The following is a 14,912-nucleotide window of genomic DNA, read 5'->3' as shown; positions in this document are numbered from 1 at the left end:
GCCCCCCCCCCGCCCGGCTTTCGGGAGCGCGAAACCGTCAGAGGTACCGGGCCGCCCACGCTTGAGGTAGCGCGTTCGTGGAACAGCTGAAACAGAAGATCCGCAATGAAGGCATCGTACTCTCCGACCGAGTACTCAAGGTCGACGCCTTCCTGAACCACCAGATCGACCCCGTGCTGATGCAGCAGATCGGCCAGGAATTCGCCCGGCTGTTTCGCGACGAGGGCATCACCAAGATCGTCACCATCGAGGCCTCCGGCATCGCGCCCGCGATCATGGCGGGACTGGAACTCGGCGTTCCGGTGATCTTCGCGCGCAAGCATCAGTCCCTGACGCTGACTGACCACCTCCTGACCGCTTCGGTGTATTCCTTCACCAAGCAGGTTGAAAGCACCATCGCGATTTCCACCAATCACCTGTCCGACGCTGATCGCGTGCTGATCATCGATGATTTCCTGGCCAACGGCAAAGCCGCCAAGGGCCTGATTTCCATTATCCAGCAGGCCGGCGCCAGCATCGCCGGGCTGGGGATAGTCATCGAGAAATCCTTCCAGGCAGGTCGCCAGGAATTGGAAGAAGCGGGCTTTCGCGTCGAGTCGCTGGCCCGTGTCGCCGCGCTCAGTGATGGCCAGGTGATTTTCGTCGAGTAAGGGCTCGCGCAACTTCGCCCTTACTCTTCACGCTACAGCCCAACCAGCGCGCCTTGCGTGCCAGCCACCGGATCGCTTACCGGCACGCTGACCCGCTGAGCGCGCGCTTGCGCCTCGTCATGATTGCCTTCATCCGGCCGCAGCAAATCGTATTGCTGCTCGACCGGATAACCGCCCACCACTTCAAAATCATCCGTGGCGCTGAGCTGGCAATGGCCAGTGCCGGCTGGCAGTACCAGCGCATCGCCAGTGCGCACCTCAACTTCCTGCTCCTGCTCGCCGCCGAGCATCAACCGCGCCGAACCCCGCGAAACGCCGAGCACCTCGTGAGCCGTGGAATGGTAGTGATGGTAGTCATACACACCTGCACGCCATTGCGCCGGCCACAGGTGGCTGTTGAACAGGGTTCCGAAGGCGCTGGCGTAGTCGTATCGGCCAGCGGCAACTGGCGATAGACCAGCACCGGATGCGCGCTGTTCGGCGTGCGACCGTCACTGGAAAAGTGCAGCTGTTCGGGTTGCGGGGCAGAACTGGGCATGGCCACCTCACTTTTCTTGCCTGGACCGGCATCGCTGCAGCCCAAGGATCGTGTTTCAAGGTTCGACCCGAAGCCACGCCGCTTTTCTCCCCGCCAGAAACGACAAAGCCGCCCGGCGGCGGCTTTATCTGACCGGTAAACGCTTACAGACCGGACATGTGCTTGATGGCGGCCATCAGCTCATCATCAGAGCAATCGCCACAGGTGCCCTTCGGCGGCATAGCGTTGATACCGCTGATCGCGGTCGCCAGCAGGCCATCGAGACCACCTTGCTTGTCAGCGCGTGCTTGCCAGGCGGCTGTATCGCCAACCTTCGGCGAGTTCAGCAGACCGCTGCCGTGGCAGGCGTTGCAGAACTTGCCAACCACGTCTTCTCCGCTGCGGGCAGCGCCGCCAGCGGCAGCAGTGGCAGCGCCAGCTGCTGCGCATTCTTCGCCTTGAATACACACTTCGCCTACCGGCTTGAGCCGCTCGGCAATTTCTTCGTTGGTCGCAGCCTGAGCGCTCACTGCCCACAGGGCCAGTACGGCAGTCTGTGCTACCAGGATCTTCTTAATCAGGTTCACCTTATACCCTCATGTGGCTAGACACGCCCGCGGCCACGGTATCGCGAGCGGCGGTCAGTATAACGGCAAGCCATGCCCGCCGAAACAATACGAATGATCCTGCCATCCCCAGCGACGCTTTGTCGCAGCGGCATCGTACTTGGCCTGGATCGGTGTCGTGGGTTAAAAGTTGGCCGGCGTGGTCGCACTGATCAGCTTCGCCGGCGCATCGAACGGGTTACGAAAACGATGCGGCTTGCTGCTCTCGAAGTAGTAGCTGTCACCTGTTTCCAATAGATAGGTCTGGCCGCTCACCGTCAGTTCCAGGCGCCCCTCGACCAGCATGCCAGCCTCTTCGCCCTGGTGCGCCAGCATGTCCGTGCCGGTATCGGCACCAGGCGGATAGGTTTCGGCAAGAAAAGCGATGGCGCGGCCCGGATGTGCCTTGCCAACAAGTTTCATGCTCACCGCACCGTCGGAAATATCGATCAGCTCACTGGCCTTGTAGACCACCTGGGTATCGCTGTCCTGCTCGAAATCGGGAGAGAAGAACTCGACCAGCGACATCGGGATGCCACCCAGCACCTTCTTCAGCGAGCTGATCGACGGGCTGACGCTGTTCTTCTCGATCATGGAAATCGTGCTGTTGGTGACGCCTGCACGTTTGGCGAGTTCGCGCTGGGACAGGCCCTTTAGTTTGCGGATGGTTTGCAGTCGAACGCCAACGTCCAATACGGGAGCCCCCAATAAGAGCGATTGCTGAGGGCACTATGATGGCGAGGGCGTTCAGTATTTTCAACACAACGGGACGAAATGACGGTTCGACCCGTGTTGCGATCAGCTTACGCCGGCAATGCGGCCACGACCGACAGCTCGACCAGAATCTCCGGCTCGCAAAGCCTGGCCTCTACCGTGGCGCGGGCCGGGGCTACGCCCTCTGGCAGCCACTGATCCCAAACCGCATTCATACCGGCGAAATCGGCATCGATGTCTTTCAAGTAGATGGTCACCGAGAGAATGTGCTGCTTATCGGTACCGGCCTGCCGCAGCAGGCGTTCTACGTTGTCGAGCGTTTCGCGGGTCTGCTGTTCGATCCCCGCGCTCATGTCCTCGCCGACCTGGCCGGCCAGATAGACCGTATTGCCGTGGATGACGATCTGGCTCATGCGAGCGTTAGTGTGCAGGCGCTGTATGGGCATGCTTGTTCGATTCCTTTTGGGTGCCATAGCGGGAAATATCGAGACCATTGGTACTGATCTGCGTGCGCTTGTTAGCCAGCATGTCGGCGAGCAAGCGGCCCGAACCGCAGGCCATGGTCCAGCCAAGGGTACCGTGCCCGGTGTTCAGATACAGGTTGCGATAGCTCGTGCCTCCGATGATTGGCGTGCCGTCCGGCGTGGCCGGGCGCAGACCGGTCCAAAGTTCGGCGGATGTCGGATCGCCGCCCTGTGGAAAGAGGTCGCCGACAACCATTTCCAGGGTCTCGCGACGCCGTGGGTTGAGCGAAAGATCGTGGCCGGCAATTTCGGCCATACCGCCAACCCGTATGCGCTGATCGAAGCGAGTGATGGCGACCTTATAGGTTTCATCGAGCACGGTGGAAACCGGCGCCATCGCAGGGTCGCTGATCGGCACGGTCAATGAGTAACCCTTGAGCGGATACACCGGCGCGCGGATACCGAGCGGCATGAGCATTTGCGGACTGTAGCTGCCCAGCGCCAGCACGTAGCGATCAGCCGTTTCCAGCTTGCCATCGATCCAGACACCGTCAAGCCGGTCACCGGCAAACTGCAGCCGCTGAATGTCCTGATTGAAGCGGAACTCGACGCCCAGCTCGCGGGCCATGTCGGCCAGCTTGGTGGTGAACATCTGACAATCGCCGGTCTGGTCGTTGGGCAGGCGAAGCGCGCCACTGAGCTTGTCGGAGACTATAGCCAGCGCCGGTTCGGCGCGCGCGATGCCAGCGCGATCGAGCAGTTCATAGGGCACGCCGGACGCTTCCAGCACGGCAATGTCCTTGGCCGCATTATCCAGCTGCGCCTGAGTGCGGAAGAGTTGGGTCGTACCGCATTGCCGACCTTCGTAGTCGATGCCGGTTTCAGCGCGCAACTCGTCAAGGCAGTCGCGGCTGTATTCGGACAATCGCACCATGCGCTCCTTGTTCACGGCATAGCGCGCCGCCGTGCAGTTGCGCAGCATCTGCGCCATCCACAGGTATTGCTGGACATCGCCGGTGAGCTTGATGGCAAGCGGGGCGTGGCGCTGCATCAGCCACTTCATGGCTTTCAACGGCACGCCGGGTGCAGCCCAGGGCGATGCGTAGCCAGGGGACACCTGGCCGGCGTTGGCAAAGCTGGTCTCCATCGCCACGGCGGGTTGACGGTCGACCACCACGACCTCGAAGCCGGCCCGCGCCAGATAATAGGCACTGGTAGTGCCAATCACGCCGCTACCCATCACCAGAACACGCATCGCTGCCTCCCACCCGTGCTGCCGGGCTTTTTTGAGCCACTGTTAAAGCGAAGTATAGAAAGCAGGAGGCAGTGGTTTTCGCTATATAAACGGCTATATTTGCGATTTATTCACGCCTTGAACGGCAATTGGAGAGGCGATACGCCTATGCGCACCAAACATCAGACCCGCCGCGAGCTGGACAAGATCGATCGGCAGATCCTTCGCCTGCTGCAGACTGAAGGGCGCATGCCCTTCACCGAACTGGGCGAGCGTATCGGTTTGTCGACCACGCCCTGCACCGAGCGCGTCAGGCGTCTGGAGCGCGAGGGCATCATCATGGGTTACACCGCGAGGCTGAATCCGCAGCATCTGAAAGGCGGCTTGCTGGTGTTCGTCGAGATCAGCCTGGCCTATAAGTCCGGCGACATCTTCGAGGAGTTCCGCCGCGCCGTGCTGAAGCTGCCCCACGTGCTGGAATGTCATCTGGTATCAGGCGACTTCGACTACCTGATCAAGGCCCGTATCTCGGAGATGGCCTCGTACCGCAAACTGCTCGGAGACATCCTGCTCAAACTGCCCCATGTTCGCGAGTCCAAGAGCTACATCGTCATGGAAGAGGTGAAGGAGTCGCTGGAACTGCCCGTGCCGGAATAAAGCAGGCAGGACGCAAGAAAGACTCTGAAACGCTTTGTTCGCCCAGCATCTGGCGCCTCTCAACGGCACTCCAGGTTTTGCGTCCCGCCCGAGCTCCGGTCTACCCTTCGGCCATGCAAATCGTCCAAGGCTCAACATGACTAACCGCCACTCGGCCTCAAACTCGCAAGATCACGTCGCCTCCTATTACGCCGCCAGCGCTAATCGAGTCCTTGAGTTCATGCCTTTGCGAGGCGAACAACAGGCCGACGTCTGCATCGTCGGCGGCGGTTTCAGCGGCCTCAATACCACCATCGAACTGGCGGAACGCGGACTGTCCGTGGTGCTGCTGGAAGCCCACCGAATCGGTTGGGGCGCCAGCGGTCGCAACGGCGGGCAACTGATTCGGGGCGTGGGGCATGACGTCGAACAGTTTCAGCCGGTGCTGGGCAACGAGGGCGTGGACAGCCTCAAGCGCATGGGTTTCGAGGCGGTGGACATTGTGCGCGAGCGCATCGAGCGCTACGCCATCGACTGCGACCTGACCTGGGGATACTGCGATCTTGCAACGAAACAGCGCCACCTTGACGGCTTCGATGCGGATCACGCTGATCTTCAACGCCTGGGCTACCGCTATCCGTTACGGCGGGTGCCGAAGGAGGCCATGCACGAGGTCATCGGCTCCGATCGCTATGTGGGTGGCCTGATCGACATGGGCTCGGGCCATCTTCACCCGCTCAATCTGGCACTGGGCGAAGCCGCTGCAGCGCAGGCGCTTGGCGTGCGGCTCTACGAGCGATCCGCGGTAGAACGAATCGATTACGGCCCGCAGGTCCGCGTGCACACGGCGCAGGGCAGTGTGCGCGCCAACCAGCTCGTGCTGGCAGGCAACGCCTACCTCGGTTCGCTGAACAAGACCTTGGCCGGCAAGGTGCTACCGGCCGGCAGTTACATCATCGCCACCGAGCCGCTGCCTGACGCGGTCAGACAGGAATTGTTGCCGCAGAACATGGCCGTCTGCGATCAACGTGTCGCGCTGGATTACTTTCGCCTGTCGGCTGATGGCCGGCTGCTGTTTGGCGGCGCCTGCCACTACTCTGGACGCGATCCGAAGGACATCGCCGCCTACATGCAGCCAAAGATGCTCGAGGTGTTCCCCCGCCTGCGCAGTACCCGAATCGATTTCCAGTGGGGCGGCATGATCGGGATTGGCGCCAACCGCCTTCCTCAGATCGGGCGACTGCCGGACCAACCCAACGTGTACTACGCCCAGGCCTATGCCGGACACGGCCTTAACGCCACGCATCTGGCCGGGCGCCTGCTGGCCGAAGCCATTAGCGGGCAGATCGAAGGGCGCTTCGATCTGTTCGCCCGCGTGCCGCACCCGACCTTCCCTGGCGGTCAGCGGCTGCGCTCACCGTTGCTTGCCCTGGGCATGCTCTGGCACCGGCTTAAAGACGAGTTCTGAATTTCGCCGTTGCGCTGGCGTCCAAACTGTCGAGGAAACATAACAATCGACAGGAGTGAACTTGCGCATGCGCCTGCTACTTGTGGCGGTGCTGTTGCTGGCGGGCTGTGCCGGCCAGATCACGCCCGCCCCAACGTCTTACGCACTGCCCAGCCAGGATTCGGCGCTGACCGAGCGAATCGATGCGCTGGCGGCCGCACAACCTGCGGGCACCTCGGGATTCCGGCTGTTGTCCGACAGCGCCGAAGCCTTTTCCGCACGAATGCAGATGATTCGCAAGGCCCGGACCAGTCTCGACGTGCAGTACTACATTGTCCACGACGGCCTCAGTACCCGCGCGCTGATACAGGAGGTGCTGCGCGCCGCCGACCGCGGCGTCAGGGTACGTCTACTGCTCGATGACACCACCAGCAATGGCAGCGACTACCAAATCGCCACTCTGGCAGCACACCCGAACATCCTGATCCGAGTATTCAACCCGCTGCATATCGGTCGCAGCACCTTGATTACCCGCTCGCTGGGTCGGCTGCTCAACCTTTCCCAGCAACACCGACGGATGCACAACAAGCTGATGCTGGCCGACGGCAGCCTGGCCATCGTCGGCGGGCGCAACCTGGGCGACGAATACTTCGATGCCGATCAGAGCTTCAACTTCACGGATATCGACCTGCTGGCTGCCGGCCCGGTCGCCGAGCAGCTGGTGGTCAGCTTCGACCAGTACTGGAACCATTCGCTGAGCGTGCCGATCCAGCAGTTTTTGCGCCATCCGCCGAGCAATGACGAGCTTGAACTGGCGCGCCGCGATATCACTGATTATCTGCAGGCTGAACGACGCAAGAACGAGCGCCGCTATCAGCATCTTATGAGTGAGCTGCACCCGCCCCCGAGTCACTGGCTGGGCGATCTGATCTGGGCACCTGGCGAAGCGATGTGGGATCACCCGGACAAGATCGAAGCCCCCGGCATCCCTGATGAAAGTCTGCTGCTGACCACTCAGCTTCAACCCAGCATGGATGGCGTACGGCGGTCCCTGACATTGATCTCGGCCTACTTCGTACCCACCGAGCAGGGCGCTGAATACCTCGCCGATCATGCGCGAAACGGCGTTGCAGTACGGATTCTGACAAATTCGCTGGAAGCCACCGATGTGCCCGCCGTGCATGGTGGCTATGCCCCCTATCGCGCCGAGCTGCTGAAGGCTGGGGTAAGGCTGTTCGAACTGCGCCGGCAACCGGATCAGGAGGCCCACTTCAGCATCAGTGGCGATTCCGAATCCAGCCTGCACAGCAAAGCAGCCGTGTTCGACCAGCAGCAGGTCTTCCTCGGCTCGTTGAACTTCGACCCCCGCTCAGTCCTGTGGAATACCGAGGTCGGCATCCTTATCGACAGTCCGGAACTGGCCGGCCAGGTGCACAAGCTCACACAAGAGGGCACTTCGCCTGCCGTCAGCTACGAAGTGCGGCTGATCGAGCGCAACGGCGAGCCGCGATTGATCTGGATCGCAGAGGATGACGGGCAGCGAAAGGTCTTCCTGCACGAACCGGGCGGTGCGTGGCGACGGTTCAATGCCTGGTTCAGTCGCGTGATCGGACTGGAGCGGATGCTTTGATACTGCAATAAGCACGAGCGGTTCCGTGTCACTTCCGCCAAACTTGCGGCGCAAATGGCCGTCCCAGCAGAATTAATTCCTTGGTGGGATACCACAGCGCCACCCCTTAGCTAGGCTACCGAGCCTATACCGTGCTGGCTCTACGCTTGGCACTTGCTTCTATAAAAATAAAAAGGGAGCGCAACATGACTCATCGCAAGTCGCTGTGGATGTTGATTTTGCTGGCGTGCTGGTTTTCAGCGCTGCTCAATCCGGCCCACGCTCAGACCTTCACCGCGCTGGAAAGCATGCAGATCCATGCCAACCGCGCCACCAGCAGCCTGTTGCTCTATCGAGGCGAAGGCTTTCAGAAAGCGCACCTGGCCAGAATGGAAAGCGACCTCCAGGCGCTGGCCGACACGGTCGGCGACTTCCCCAGCGCCCGCAATGATTTGCGCGCATTGCATGAGGTCCTGCAGGCAACGCTGCGCGAAGGCGCAAACTTCGGCCGTGAGGAAGACGACATGCCCTGGGGCTGGCCGCTGCAGATGAGCAAGGCGCTGCGCGATTTCCTCACGGCGGTGCGCAGCCAGCAAGGCGCCAACGTTCGCGCCGAGCTTCCAGCCAAGGTGGAATACCTCACCGTGCAATACCTGAGCCGCGCGTATGTTGGTTCATTCGAAACCGCACGCGAACAACCGGACACCTACCTAGGTCAGGACGAGCGTCGCCTCGTCCCGTCAATCGATGAGCAAATGGCTACGCTGGATGGCAAATCCAACGCAGCCATCGGAAAGCTAAAAACCCGTTGGGAGTTTCTCAAGGTCGCGCTTGAAGACATGAACAGCGGCAATAACAGCTTCAACACCGCGTCAGGCCGCGCGTTCGCCCCGATCATGGTTGATCGCCACGCGCGCAGCCTCAGCAACCAATGGATGGCGCTCGCGCCCGAATGAACGCTCGCCTTTCAGGCATTGGATGAAGTGGCGGAGCAGATTACGCGGGTCTCGGTGATAGGCCACGTACTGGGCCAAGATAGCCGGTCAAGGTTTTCATGCACGAAACCCGGATAGCCTGACCGGCAAGCTTGGTCAGCTTGAGGAAGCGCTGCGCGACATCGATTGGCGTGGGGGCCCAAAGGTGATGACGCTTGTGCCAGCGCGTGCATAGCCACTATTGCTCTGGACGGTAACCTAATCGCAGACCACCCCAATGGCGCCCGCCGACCATGATCGGCACCGAGAGGTCATGCATCAGCTCTCCCGTGTCCCGGCTGTAGGTCTGCAACAGCACCCTGCGTTCATGGCTGCCACAGCGCGCTCCGGTGCGGTCATTGAACAGTCGCTTGCTGCGACTCTTGACCTTATCGATCTCTGGATCGCCGATCGGCGGCTGGCTGAAGGCACGGTTATGGGTCGGTACATAGCCGTCCGGCGTGGTCGCGATGGCGTAGATCAACGCCTCGTTGCGCGCGAGCAGAGGCTCCTGGATTGCCGGGAGGACTTCGTCAGCGTAACGGTCGAAACGGGTGCTGTAGCGGATCGGGTCGGTCCCCGGCTGCGCCCGATAGTTGCGATCAAACAGATCGTCAATACTCAAGCGCCCGGCTTGCAGGTCCGCCTCGAAACGCGCACCAACGGCAGCCGCGGCTTCTCGCGCGAGATCGAAAACATCCTGATGGTAGGCATCGAGTTGTACCTCGGCGAGCTGTTCGCTGACGGTTTCCGCCTGCTCTACCAGCTTTTCGGCGGCCTGCTCCAATTGGCGCGTCTGGGTCTCGCTTTCCAGAGCGTCGCCACGCAATTGCTCTACCGCGACGAACAACTGCGCCAGTCGCTCATGATTGCTTGCCGTGCCGGCAGCGATTTCTGCCACCTGGGCTTCGACATTGCCAGCCAGGTCGGCAATACCGCTCAGTTGGATGCCTGTTCCTGCGATCTGCGCGGCGGCGTCATCGAGTTCGCTGGCCTGCTTCTGAATATGGCTCACCACCGCGCCGCTTTGCTCACGGATATCGCTGACCATCCGGCCCACCTCTTCCGTGGCGCTGCTGGTACGACCGGCCAGGTTGCGTACTTCATCGGCGACCACGGCAAAGCCGCGCCCGGCTTCACCGGCGCGCGCCGCCTCGATTGCCGCATTGAGCGCGAGCAGGTTGGTCTGGCTGGCGATGGACTGAATCACGTCGGTGATCTGGCGAATCTCTTCGGTGCGGGTCGAGAGGCCATCAAGCAACTCGCGGCTGGCTTCGGTCTGTGCGCTGAGCTGCTGCATGCGTTCGATGGCGTGCTGAAGCTCGGAACGCCCGCTGTCGCTGCTGCGCCGCACGGCTTCGGCCGCTTCCAAGGCGTGCCGCGCGCGGGCAGCGCTGTCCTGCTCAGTCGCGGTCATCGCCTCGGCGCCATTGGCAATCTCGCTGACCGCGACCAGCTGCGACTGCAGCCGTGCCGCCAGCTGTTCAGCGCTGAATGACACCTGAGCGGCCGACAAGGCGTTATGGCAGGTATGGCGGGAAAGACTCTTGCTCAGCGCAGCGGAGCTCAGCTCGCTGGTATCCTCGGACGCCGAGACGTTTGCCTCCGTGCGCCAGGGACCAAGCCACGGCCAAAGGGCCAACAGCAGGATTGAAATCGCAGTCAGATAGAACGGCAGTTCCATCCAGCCATGAAACAGCAGCAACCCCAGCAGGGCAGCCGCGTGAAACAGACAGGCCTTGGGGTGAAGGCGGAAGATTGGGCGCATCGGTGGCCTCTTGTTTTCATCCGGTAAAAAGGCGTTGTACCACCTCTGCCAGCAAAGAACATCGTTCATTAGTGGCACATGGCCTGCCAGGCCAGGGACGATTAGCAAATGCTGCAGATCACCCGGCGCGGCGGACTTACCGGTTTAGCGGCTGGATGCGGCCAACCTTAAGCGGTGCTGAAGCCTGAACGTGCGCTCAGGCGTTCAACCTAGCGAGCCTGATCCGGCGCCGCCAACGGCAGACCGAGCTGTACACGGCGCCGCAACCATGGGCTCGGACGATAACGCGGTTCATAGCCGTAACAGCGCTGCATGCCTTCGAGGATGGTCAGGATTCGTGCGGGGTTGTAGTGCGCGGCAAAGCCCAGCGGTCCCTTCGGGTAGCCGAGGGCAACCGTCACGGCGCGGTCGAGCGTCTCCGGCGAAGCGATGCCCTTTTGGGCAATTTCGCAACCCAGGTTGACGATGCTGGCCACGATGCGCTGACTGACGAAACCCGGTGAGTCGTTGATCACCTCCACCGGCACCCCATCGGCCCCCAACGCCTGGCGCGCCTGCGCTTCCAGCGCGGGATCCAGCGCGGGTTGCCGCATCAGCACGCGGCGTTTGTCGAGATCGCTGAACAGGTCCAGCGCGATGGTGCGCACCGCGGGCAGCGCCAGCCGCTCGATGCAGCTACTTGCATCCTCTCCCAGCGGCGTGATCAGGCAGATCGCCTGGTCCGAAGGCTCGGCACCCTCTTCGAGGACTGCCCCAGCCTGCTGCAGGACCGATCCGATCTGGCTGCGCAGCTCGGGCTCGATACTGTCGAGCCAGAACGGTCGACCCAGGTTCACCGGTTCGAAGCGGGGCTCCGGTGTACGGATCTGCTGACCGTCCTCATAGCGGTAGAAGCCCTGGCCGGTCTTGCGTCCGAGCAACCCCGCCGCCACCCGCTGTGCGGCGAGATAGGATGGCGTGTAGCGCGGGTCGTAATAGAACTGGTCATGCACCGACTCCATCACTGCATGGGAAATGTCCAGACCGGTCAGGTCGAACAACTCGAACGGGCCCATGCGGAAGCCCGGACCATCACGCAAGATGCGGTCGATCTGTTCCGGTGTCGCGATGCCCTCGCTGAGAATCCGCTGGGCCTCGGTGCCATAGGCGCGACCGGCGTGATTGACCAGGAAGCCGGGGGTATCGGGGGTGATCGCAGGGAAATGTCCGGCGTGCTCGGCCAGCGCCACCAAGCGCTCGATCACGGACGCATCGGTGCGCTCACCACGAACCACCTCGACCAGCTTCATCAGCGTTACCGGGTTGAAGAAGTGGTAGCCTGCCACCCGCTCCGGCCGCTTACAGGCACTGGCTATGCGGGTCACCGACAACGACGAGGTGTTGGTGGCGAGAACGGCGTCGGCGGCGATCAAGCCTTCCAGCTCGACGAACAGGCTCTGCTTGGCTTCCAGGTTTTCCACGATGGCTTCGATCAAGAGGTCGCAGCCGGACAGTTCGGCCAACTGATGCGCCGGCTGCATGCGTTCAAGGACTGCTGTCAGCTCATCGGCCCTCATGCGCCCCTTGGCTACACTGCGCTCGAGCAGCTCGCGATTGAACTGTAGGGCTTGTTCGATGGTTTCGGGGCGGCTGTCATACAACCAGACCTGCTGCCCGGCGCTGGCGAAGAGCTGCGCGATACCGCGCCCCATAGCGCCGGCGCCGATAATGCCGATTCGGGAAAACATGAGAACCTCCTTAATTGGGATGGCGTTGCAATTCGGTAACGTACACTCCACTTCAGTTTCGCACTGCGAAACTTCATTCCATCTAATTGACCACGAGCCTAAAGACTGCCAGTCTCCTTAGCAAGCCATCCGTGATCGAACGCCATGTCCAGCACCGACTACTCGCCCGACCAACTGCAACAGGTTCACGCCTCCGTTACCGGCTTCTTTCAGGACATCGGCTGCGAGCTGCTGGCTTACGGCCCGGAGCACGCGACCCTCGCGCTGGATCTGCTGCCACGCCATCTGAACAATGCTAGCAACATGCACGGCGGCGTCATGGCGACCTTGATGGATGTCGCCATGGGCTTGTGCGGCACCTGGGAAGCCGACCCGGCCGACCGTCGAGTGGCGCTGACGCTATCGATGAACATCAATTTCAGCGCCGCCGCTGCAGCAGGCAGTCGCATCAGAGCCCAGGCGCGATGCCGCTCGTCCGGACACAAGGTGTTCATGGCCAGCTGTGACCTGCTGGATGAACAGGATCGACTGATCGCGTTCGGCGAAGGCGTGTTCAAGCGTGGCGCGCTTCGTCGGGAGCTCCCAGCCTAGATGACCGGGCTACTGCCACTGGCTCTACTGTTCGAGCTACTGGCGCTCGTTACCCGAATTCAGCCGCTGAGTGTTATCAGCGGCGCCCTGCTGGGTCTGTTTTTCGTCTGGCACTGGCGCTCGCTGATGCCCTATCCGCGGCGGCTCGGAATTGTCACGGCTGCGCTGCTCGGATACTGGTTGCTGTCTGGCGAAGCGACGTGGCAGCAAGGCGCACGCCTGTTGTCATCGGCCGCCTACTACGCGGCCTTCATCGGCGCGCTGGGTCTGATGCACTGTCTGGTCAAGCGTTTGCACCAACTCAGCGAACTGCACCGCTTGCTGCTGGCAGGTCCTCGGGCATGGCTTTATCCGGGCTATCTACTGAGCACATTTGCGATCAGCTCGGTTCTCAGCTTCGGCATGCTGAACCTGATATGCGGCTCGCTGGAAAAGCATCTCGAACGCCACCCCTATGACGATCATCAACGACGGGAAGGTCGCCGCGCCGTGATGGTTGCCGCTCTGCGCGGATTCGCCCTGGTGCCTTTGCTGGCGCCAACCAGCGTCGCGGTGGCAATCCTGACCCGCGAGCTCGGGCTCAGCTGGACCGCACTGCTACCCTTCGGACTGCTAGGTGGCCTGGTTCTGCTGCTGTTCGGCTGGCCGATCGAAAATCGCCGCCTGCAACAATTGGTGGACTACCCAGGCGTCGAAGCCGGCTTGGAAAGCCAACAAAGCGGTGGTCGCTTGCATGGCCTGTTGTTAGGCAGCCTGATCGGCATTGCGCTGATCGCACTGCTTGCAGCGCTGACCTGGCTGTCGGCCACCCAGGCCGCGATGCTGACGGTGCCAACCGCCGTGATTGTTATCCTGCTCTGGCAGCGGACCGCGCCGCGCCAAGTGGTCGGTGAGGTCAGCGAAACGCTGATCGGTATGCGCAACGAGACGTTCATCTTTGCCAGCTCGGCGCTGCTCGCCGGACTGGTTGCCGCCGTATTGCCGGTGCATCACTTGGCGGAACAACTCGATAGCACGCCACTGGTATTGTTTGGCCTGGGTGCAGCCGGTGCGCTAGCAGTCATGGCGCTGGCACTGCTCGGCGTAGCGCCACTGATATCGCTGAACCTGTGCGCCGCCCTGTTGGCACAGCTGGCGAGCCAGGGCTTGGCGGTAACGCAGCCGGCCGTGGCGCTGCTGTTCGGGTTTTCGCTGGCGATGCTGCTCTCGCCCTACGGCCCCTCGGCAGTGTTGCTGGCGCGCCATGCCCAACTGTCACCCTGGCGCATCGCTGTCGGCTGGAATGGCCGCTTCGTCCTGAGCGTGCTGCTCCCGCTGCTGCTTATCCCGCTGCTGGCGTGAGCACTTGTCCGGTCCGCTTTTCGCGCAATTCGCAGGGTTACATCCAGCCATGCTCGGCCATGGACAATGGTTCGCCATCACCGACGATAAAATGATCAATTACCCGCACATCGATAAGCGCCAGCGCCTCGCTGAGGCGGCGGGTCAGCTGTCGATCGGCCTGGCTAGGCTCGGCGACGCCGGATGGATGGTTGTGGGTCAGAATGACCGCTGCGGCGTTCTGTGCCAACGCACGCTTGACCACCTGGCGGGGATATACGCTGGCTCCATCGATCGTGCCGTGAAACAGAACCTCGAACGCCAATACACGGTGTTTGGAATCGAGAAACAGACAGGCGAAAAGTTCGTGCGGCTCATGCCGCAGGCGTGCCTTGAGATAATCACGCACGGCCTGCGGGCTTTCCAGTGCCGAATCACGACGGATGCGCTCAGCCAGGTGCCGTCGGGCCATTTCCAGTACGGCCTGCAATTGAGCAAATTTGGCCGGTCCCAGGCCCAGGTGTTCGCTGAACTGGATGAGATCACTTTCGAGTAACGCCCGCAGACTGCCGAACTCATTGAGCAGATGCCGCGCCAGATCCACCGCGCTTTTTCCCGTTACGCCGGTGCGTAGAAAAATCGCCAACAGCTCCGCA

General features: G+C 61.8%; 14 protein-coding genes and 1 pseudogene. 7 read left to right on the top strand and 8 right to left on the bottom strand.

The features are described from left to right. Window positions 1-77: 77 nt before the first annotated feature. Window positions 78-650 carry a xanthine phosphoribosyltransferase gene (gene xpt, locus PSTU_RS0111780; protein ID WP_019341230.1) on the top strand — a complete coding sequence of 191 codons (573 nt, stop codon included), beginning with the start codon at window positions 78-80 and terminating at the stop codon, window positions 648-650. 32 nt (window positions 651-682) lie between these two features. On the opposite strand, the pseudogene PSTU_RS20745 reads toward xpt, so the two are convergent. From PSTU_RS20745 to dadA, 5 genes and pseudogenes are all read right to left on the bottom strand, one after another. Further along, window positions 683-1,188, bottom strand: a pseudogene (locus PSTU_RS20745) (cupin domain-containing protein). Window positions 1,189-1,331: 143 nt separating this feature from the next. Next, window positions 1,332-1,754 carry a c-type cytochrome gene (locus tag PSTU_RS0111770; protein ID WP_019341228.1) on the bottom strand — a complete coding sequence of 141 codons (423 nt, stop codon included), beginning with the start codon at window positions 1,752-1,754 and terminating at the stop codon, window positions 1,332-1,334. Between the two features lie 162 nt (window positions 1,755-1,916). Next, a complete protein-coding gene (locus PSTU_RS0111765) occupies window positions 1,917-2,465 on the bottom strand; it encodes a cupin domain-containing protein (RefSeq protein ID WP_019341227.1) in 549 nt (182 codons plus the stop codon). 110 nt (window positions 2,466-2,575) lie between these two features. Further along, a complete protein-coding gene (locus PSTU_RS0111760; protein WP_019341226.1) occupies window positions 2,576-2,932 on the bottom strand; it encodes a RidA family protein in 357 nt (118 codons plus the stop codon). Then, window positions 2,907-4,205 carry a D-amino acid dehydrogenase gene (gene dadA, locus PSTU_RS0111755; RefSeq protein WP_019341225.1) on the bottom strand — a complete coding sequence of 433 codons (1,299 nt, stop codon included), beginning with the start codon at window positions 4,203-4,205 and terminating at the stop codon, window positions 2,907-2,909. The genes PSTU_RS0111760 and dadA overlap by 26 nt, the downstream gene beginning before the upstream one ends. A gap of 147 nt (window positions 4,206-4,352) precedes the next feature. On the opposite strand from dadA, the gene PSTU_RS0111750 reads away from it, so the two are divergent. The 4 genes from PSTU_RS0111750 (at window position 4,353) to PSTU_RS0111735 (ending at window position 8,832) form a co-directional block, all read left to right on the top strand. Next, window positions 4,353-4,841 (top strand): Lrp/AsnC ligand binding domain-containing protein, encoded by a 489-nt coding sequence (locus PSTU_RS0111750; RefSeq protein WP_019341224.1) that lies wholly within the window; start codon window positions 4,353-4,355, stop codon window positions 4,839-4,841. Between the two features lie 136 nt (window positions 4,842-4,977). After that, window positions 4,978-6,288, top strand: coding sequence for an NAD(P)/FAD-dependent oxidoreductase (locus tag PSTU_RS0111745; protein WP_019341223.1), 1,311 nt, complete (start codon window positions 4,978-4,980; stop codon window positions 6,286-6,288). A gap of 61 nt (window positions 6,289-6,349) precedes the next feature. Next, window positions 6,350-7,897 carry a phospholipase D family protein gene (locus PSTU_RS0111740; RefSeq protein WP_029404745.1) on the top strand — a complete coding sequence of 516 codons (1,548 nt, stop codon included), beginning with the start codon at window positions 6,350-6,352 and terminating at the stop codon, window positions 7,895-7,897. A 185-nt stretch (window positions 7,898-8,082) separates the two neighbouring features. Continuing rightward, window positions 8,083-8,832 carry a hypothetical protein gene (locus tag PSTU_RS0111735; protein WP_019341221.1) on the top strand — a complete coding sequence of 250 codons (750 nt, stop codon included), beginning with the start codon at window positions 8,083-8,085 and terminating at the stop codon, window positions 8,830-8,832. A gap of 217 nt (window positions 8,833-9,049) precedes the next feature. On the opposite strand, the gene PSTU_RS0111730 is transcribed toward PSTU_RS0111735, so the two are convergent. Both PSTU_RS0111730 and PSTU_RS0111725 read right to left on the bottom strand, forming a co-directional pair. Beyond that, window positions 9,050-10,618 (bottom strand): methyl-accepting chemotaxis protein, encoded by a 1,569-nt coding sequence (locus tag PSTU_RS0111730; protein ID WP_019341220.1) that lies wholly within the window; start codon window positions 10,616-10,618, stop codon window positions 9,050-9,052. Window positions 10,619-10,827: 209 nt separating this feature from the next. Continuing rightward, window positions 10,828-12,345, bottom strand: coding sequence for a 3-hydroxyacyl-CoA dehydrogenase (locus PSTU_RS0111725; protein ID WP_019341219.1), 1,518 nt, complete (start codon window positions 12,343-12,345; stop codon window positions 10,828-10,830). 144 nt (window positions 12,346-12,489) lie between these two features. Here PSTU_RS0111725 and PSTU_RS0111720 point away from each other — a divergent pair, with 144 nt between their 5' ends. After that, window positions 12,490-12,936: a PaaI family thioesterase gene (locus PSTU_RS0111720; RefSeq protein ID WP_019341218.1), complete on the top strand. Its 447-nt coding sequence runs from the start codon at window positions 12,490-12,492 to the stop codon at window positions 12,934-12,936. Beyond that, entirely contained in the window at window positions 12,937-14,277 is a 1,341-nt protein-coding gene (locus tag PSTU_RS0111715) for a hypothetical protein (protein ID WP_019341217.1), read from the top strand. Between the two features lie 37 nt (window positions 14,278-14,314). Here PSTU_RS0111715 and radC read toward each other — a convergent pair. Next, a partial coding sequence (gene radC, locus PSTU_RS0111710; RefSeq protein WP_019341216.1) for a RadC family protein occupies window positions 14,315-14,912 on the bottom strand: 598 nt, incomplete at its 5' end.

The organism is Stutzerimonas stutzeri SDM-LAC (assembly GCF_000235745.1).
GTDB lineage: Bacteria > Pseudomonadota > Gammaproteobacteria > Pseudomonadales > Pseudomonadaceae > Stutzerimonas > Stutzerimonas stutzeri_H.
Note: the sequence above shows the minus strand (reverse complement) of the source record. Positions and strands in the feature narration are given on the sequence as shown.

What these genes read in the sequence shown, in the direction of transcription:
- PSTU_RS0111760 (WP_019341226.1), bottom strand. Translation starts at nt 2,932, where the DNA reads ATGCCCATACAGCGCCTGCACACTAACGCTCGCATGAGCCAGATCGTC.
- dadA (WP_019341225.1), bottom strand. Translation starts at nt 4,205, where the DNA reads ATGCGTGTTCTGGTGATGGGTAGCGGCGTGATTGGCACTACCAGTGCC.
- PSTU_RS0111750 (WP_019341224.1), top strand. Translation starts at nt 4,353, where the DNA reads ATGCGCACCAAACATCAGACCCGCCGCGAGCTGGACAAGATCGATCGG.
- PSTU_RS0111745 (WP_019341223.1), top strand. Translation starts at nt 4,978, where the DNA reads ATGACTAACCGCCACTCGGCCTCAAACTCGCAAGATCACGTCGCCTCC.
- PSTU_RS0111735 (WP_019341221.1), top strand. Translation starts at nt 8,083, where the DNA reads ATGACTCATCGCAAGTCGCTGTGGATGTTGATTTTGCTGGCGTGCTGG.
- PSTU_RS0111730 (WP_019341220.1), bottom strand. Translation starts at nt 10,618, where the DNA reads ATGCGCCCAATCTTCCGCCTTCACCCCAAGGCCTGTCTGTTTCACGCG.
- PSTU_RS0111725 (WP_019341219.1), bottom strand. Translation starts at nt 12,345, where the DNA reads ATGTTTTCCCGAATCGGCATTATCGGCGCCGGCGCTATGGGGCGCGGT.
- PSTU_RS0111720 (WP_019341218.1), top strand. Translation starts at nt 12,490, where the DNA reads ATGTCCAGCACCGACTACTCGCCCGACCAACTGCAACAGGTTCACGCC.
- PSTU_RS0111715 (WP_019341217.1), top strand. Translation starts at nt 12,937, where the DNA reads ATGACCGGGCTACTGCCACTGGCTCTACTGTTCGAGCTACTGGCGCTC.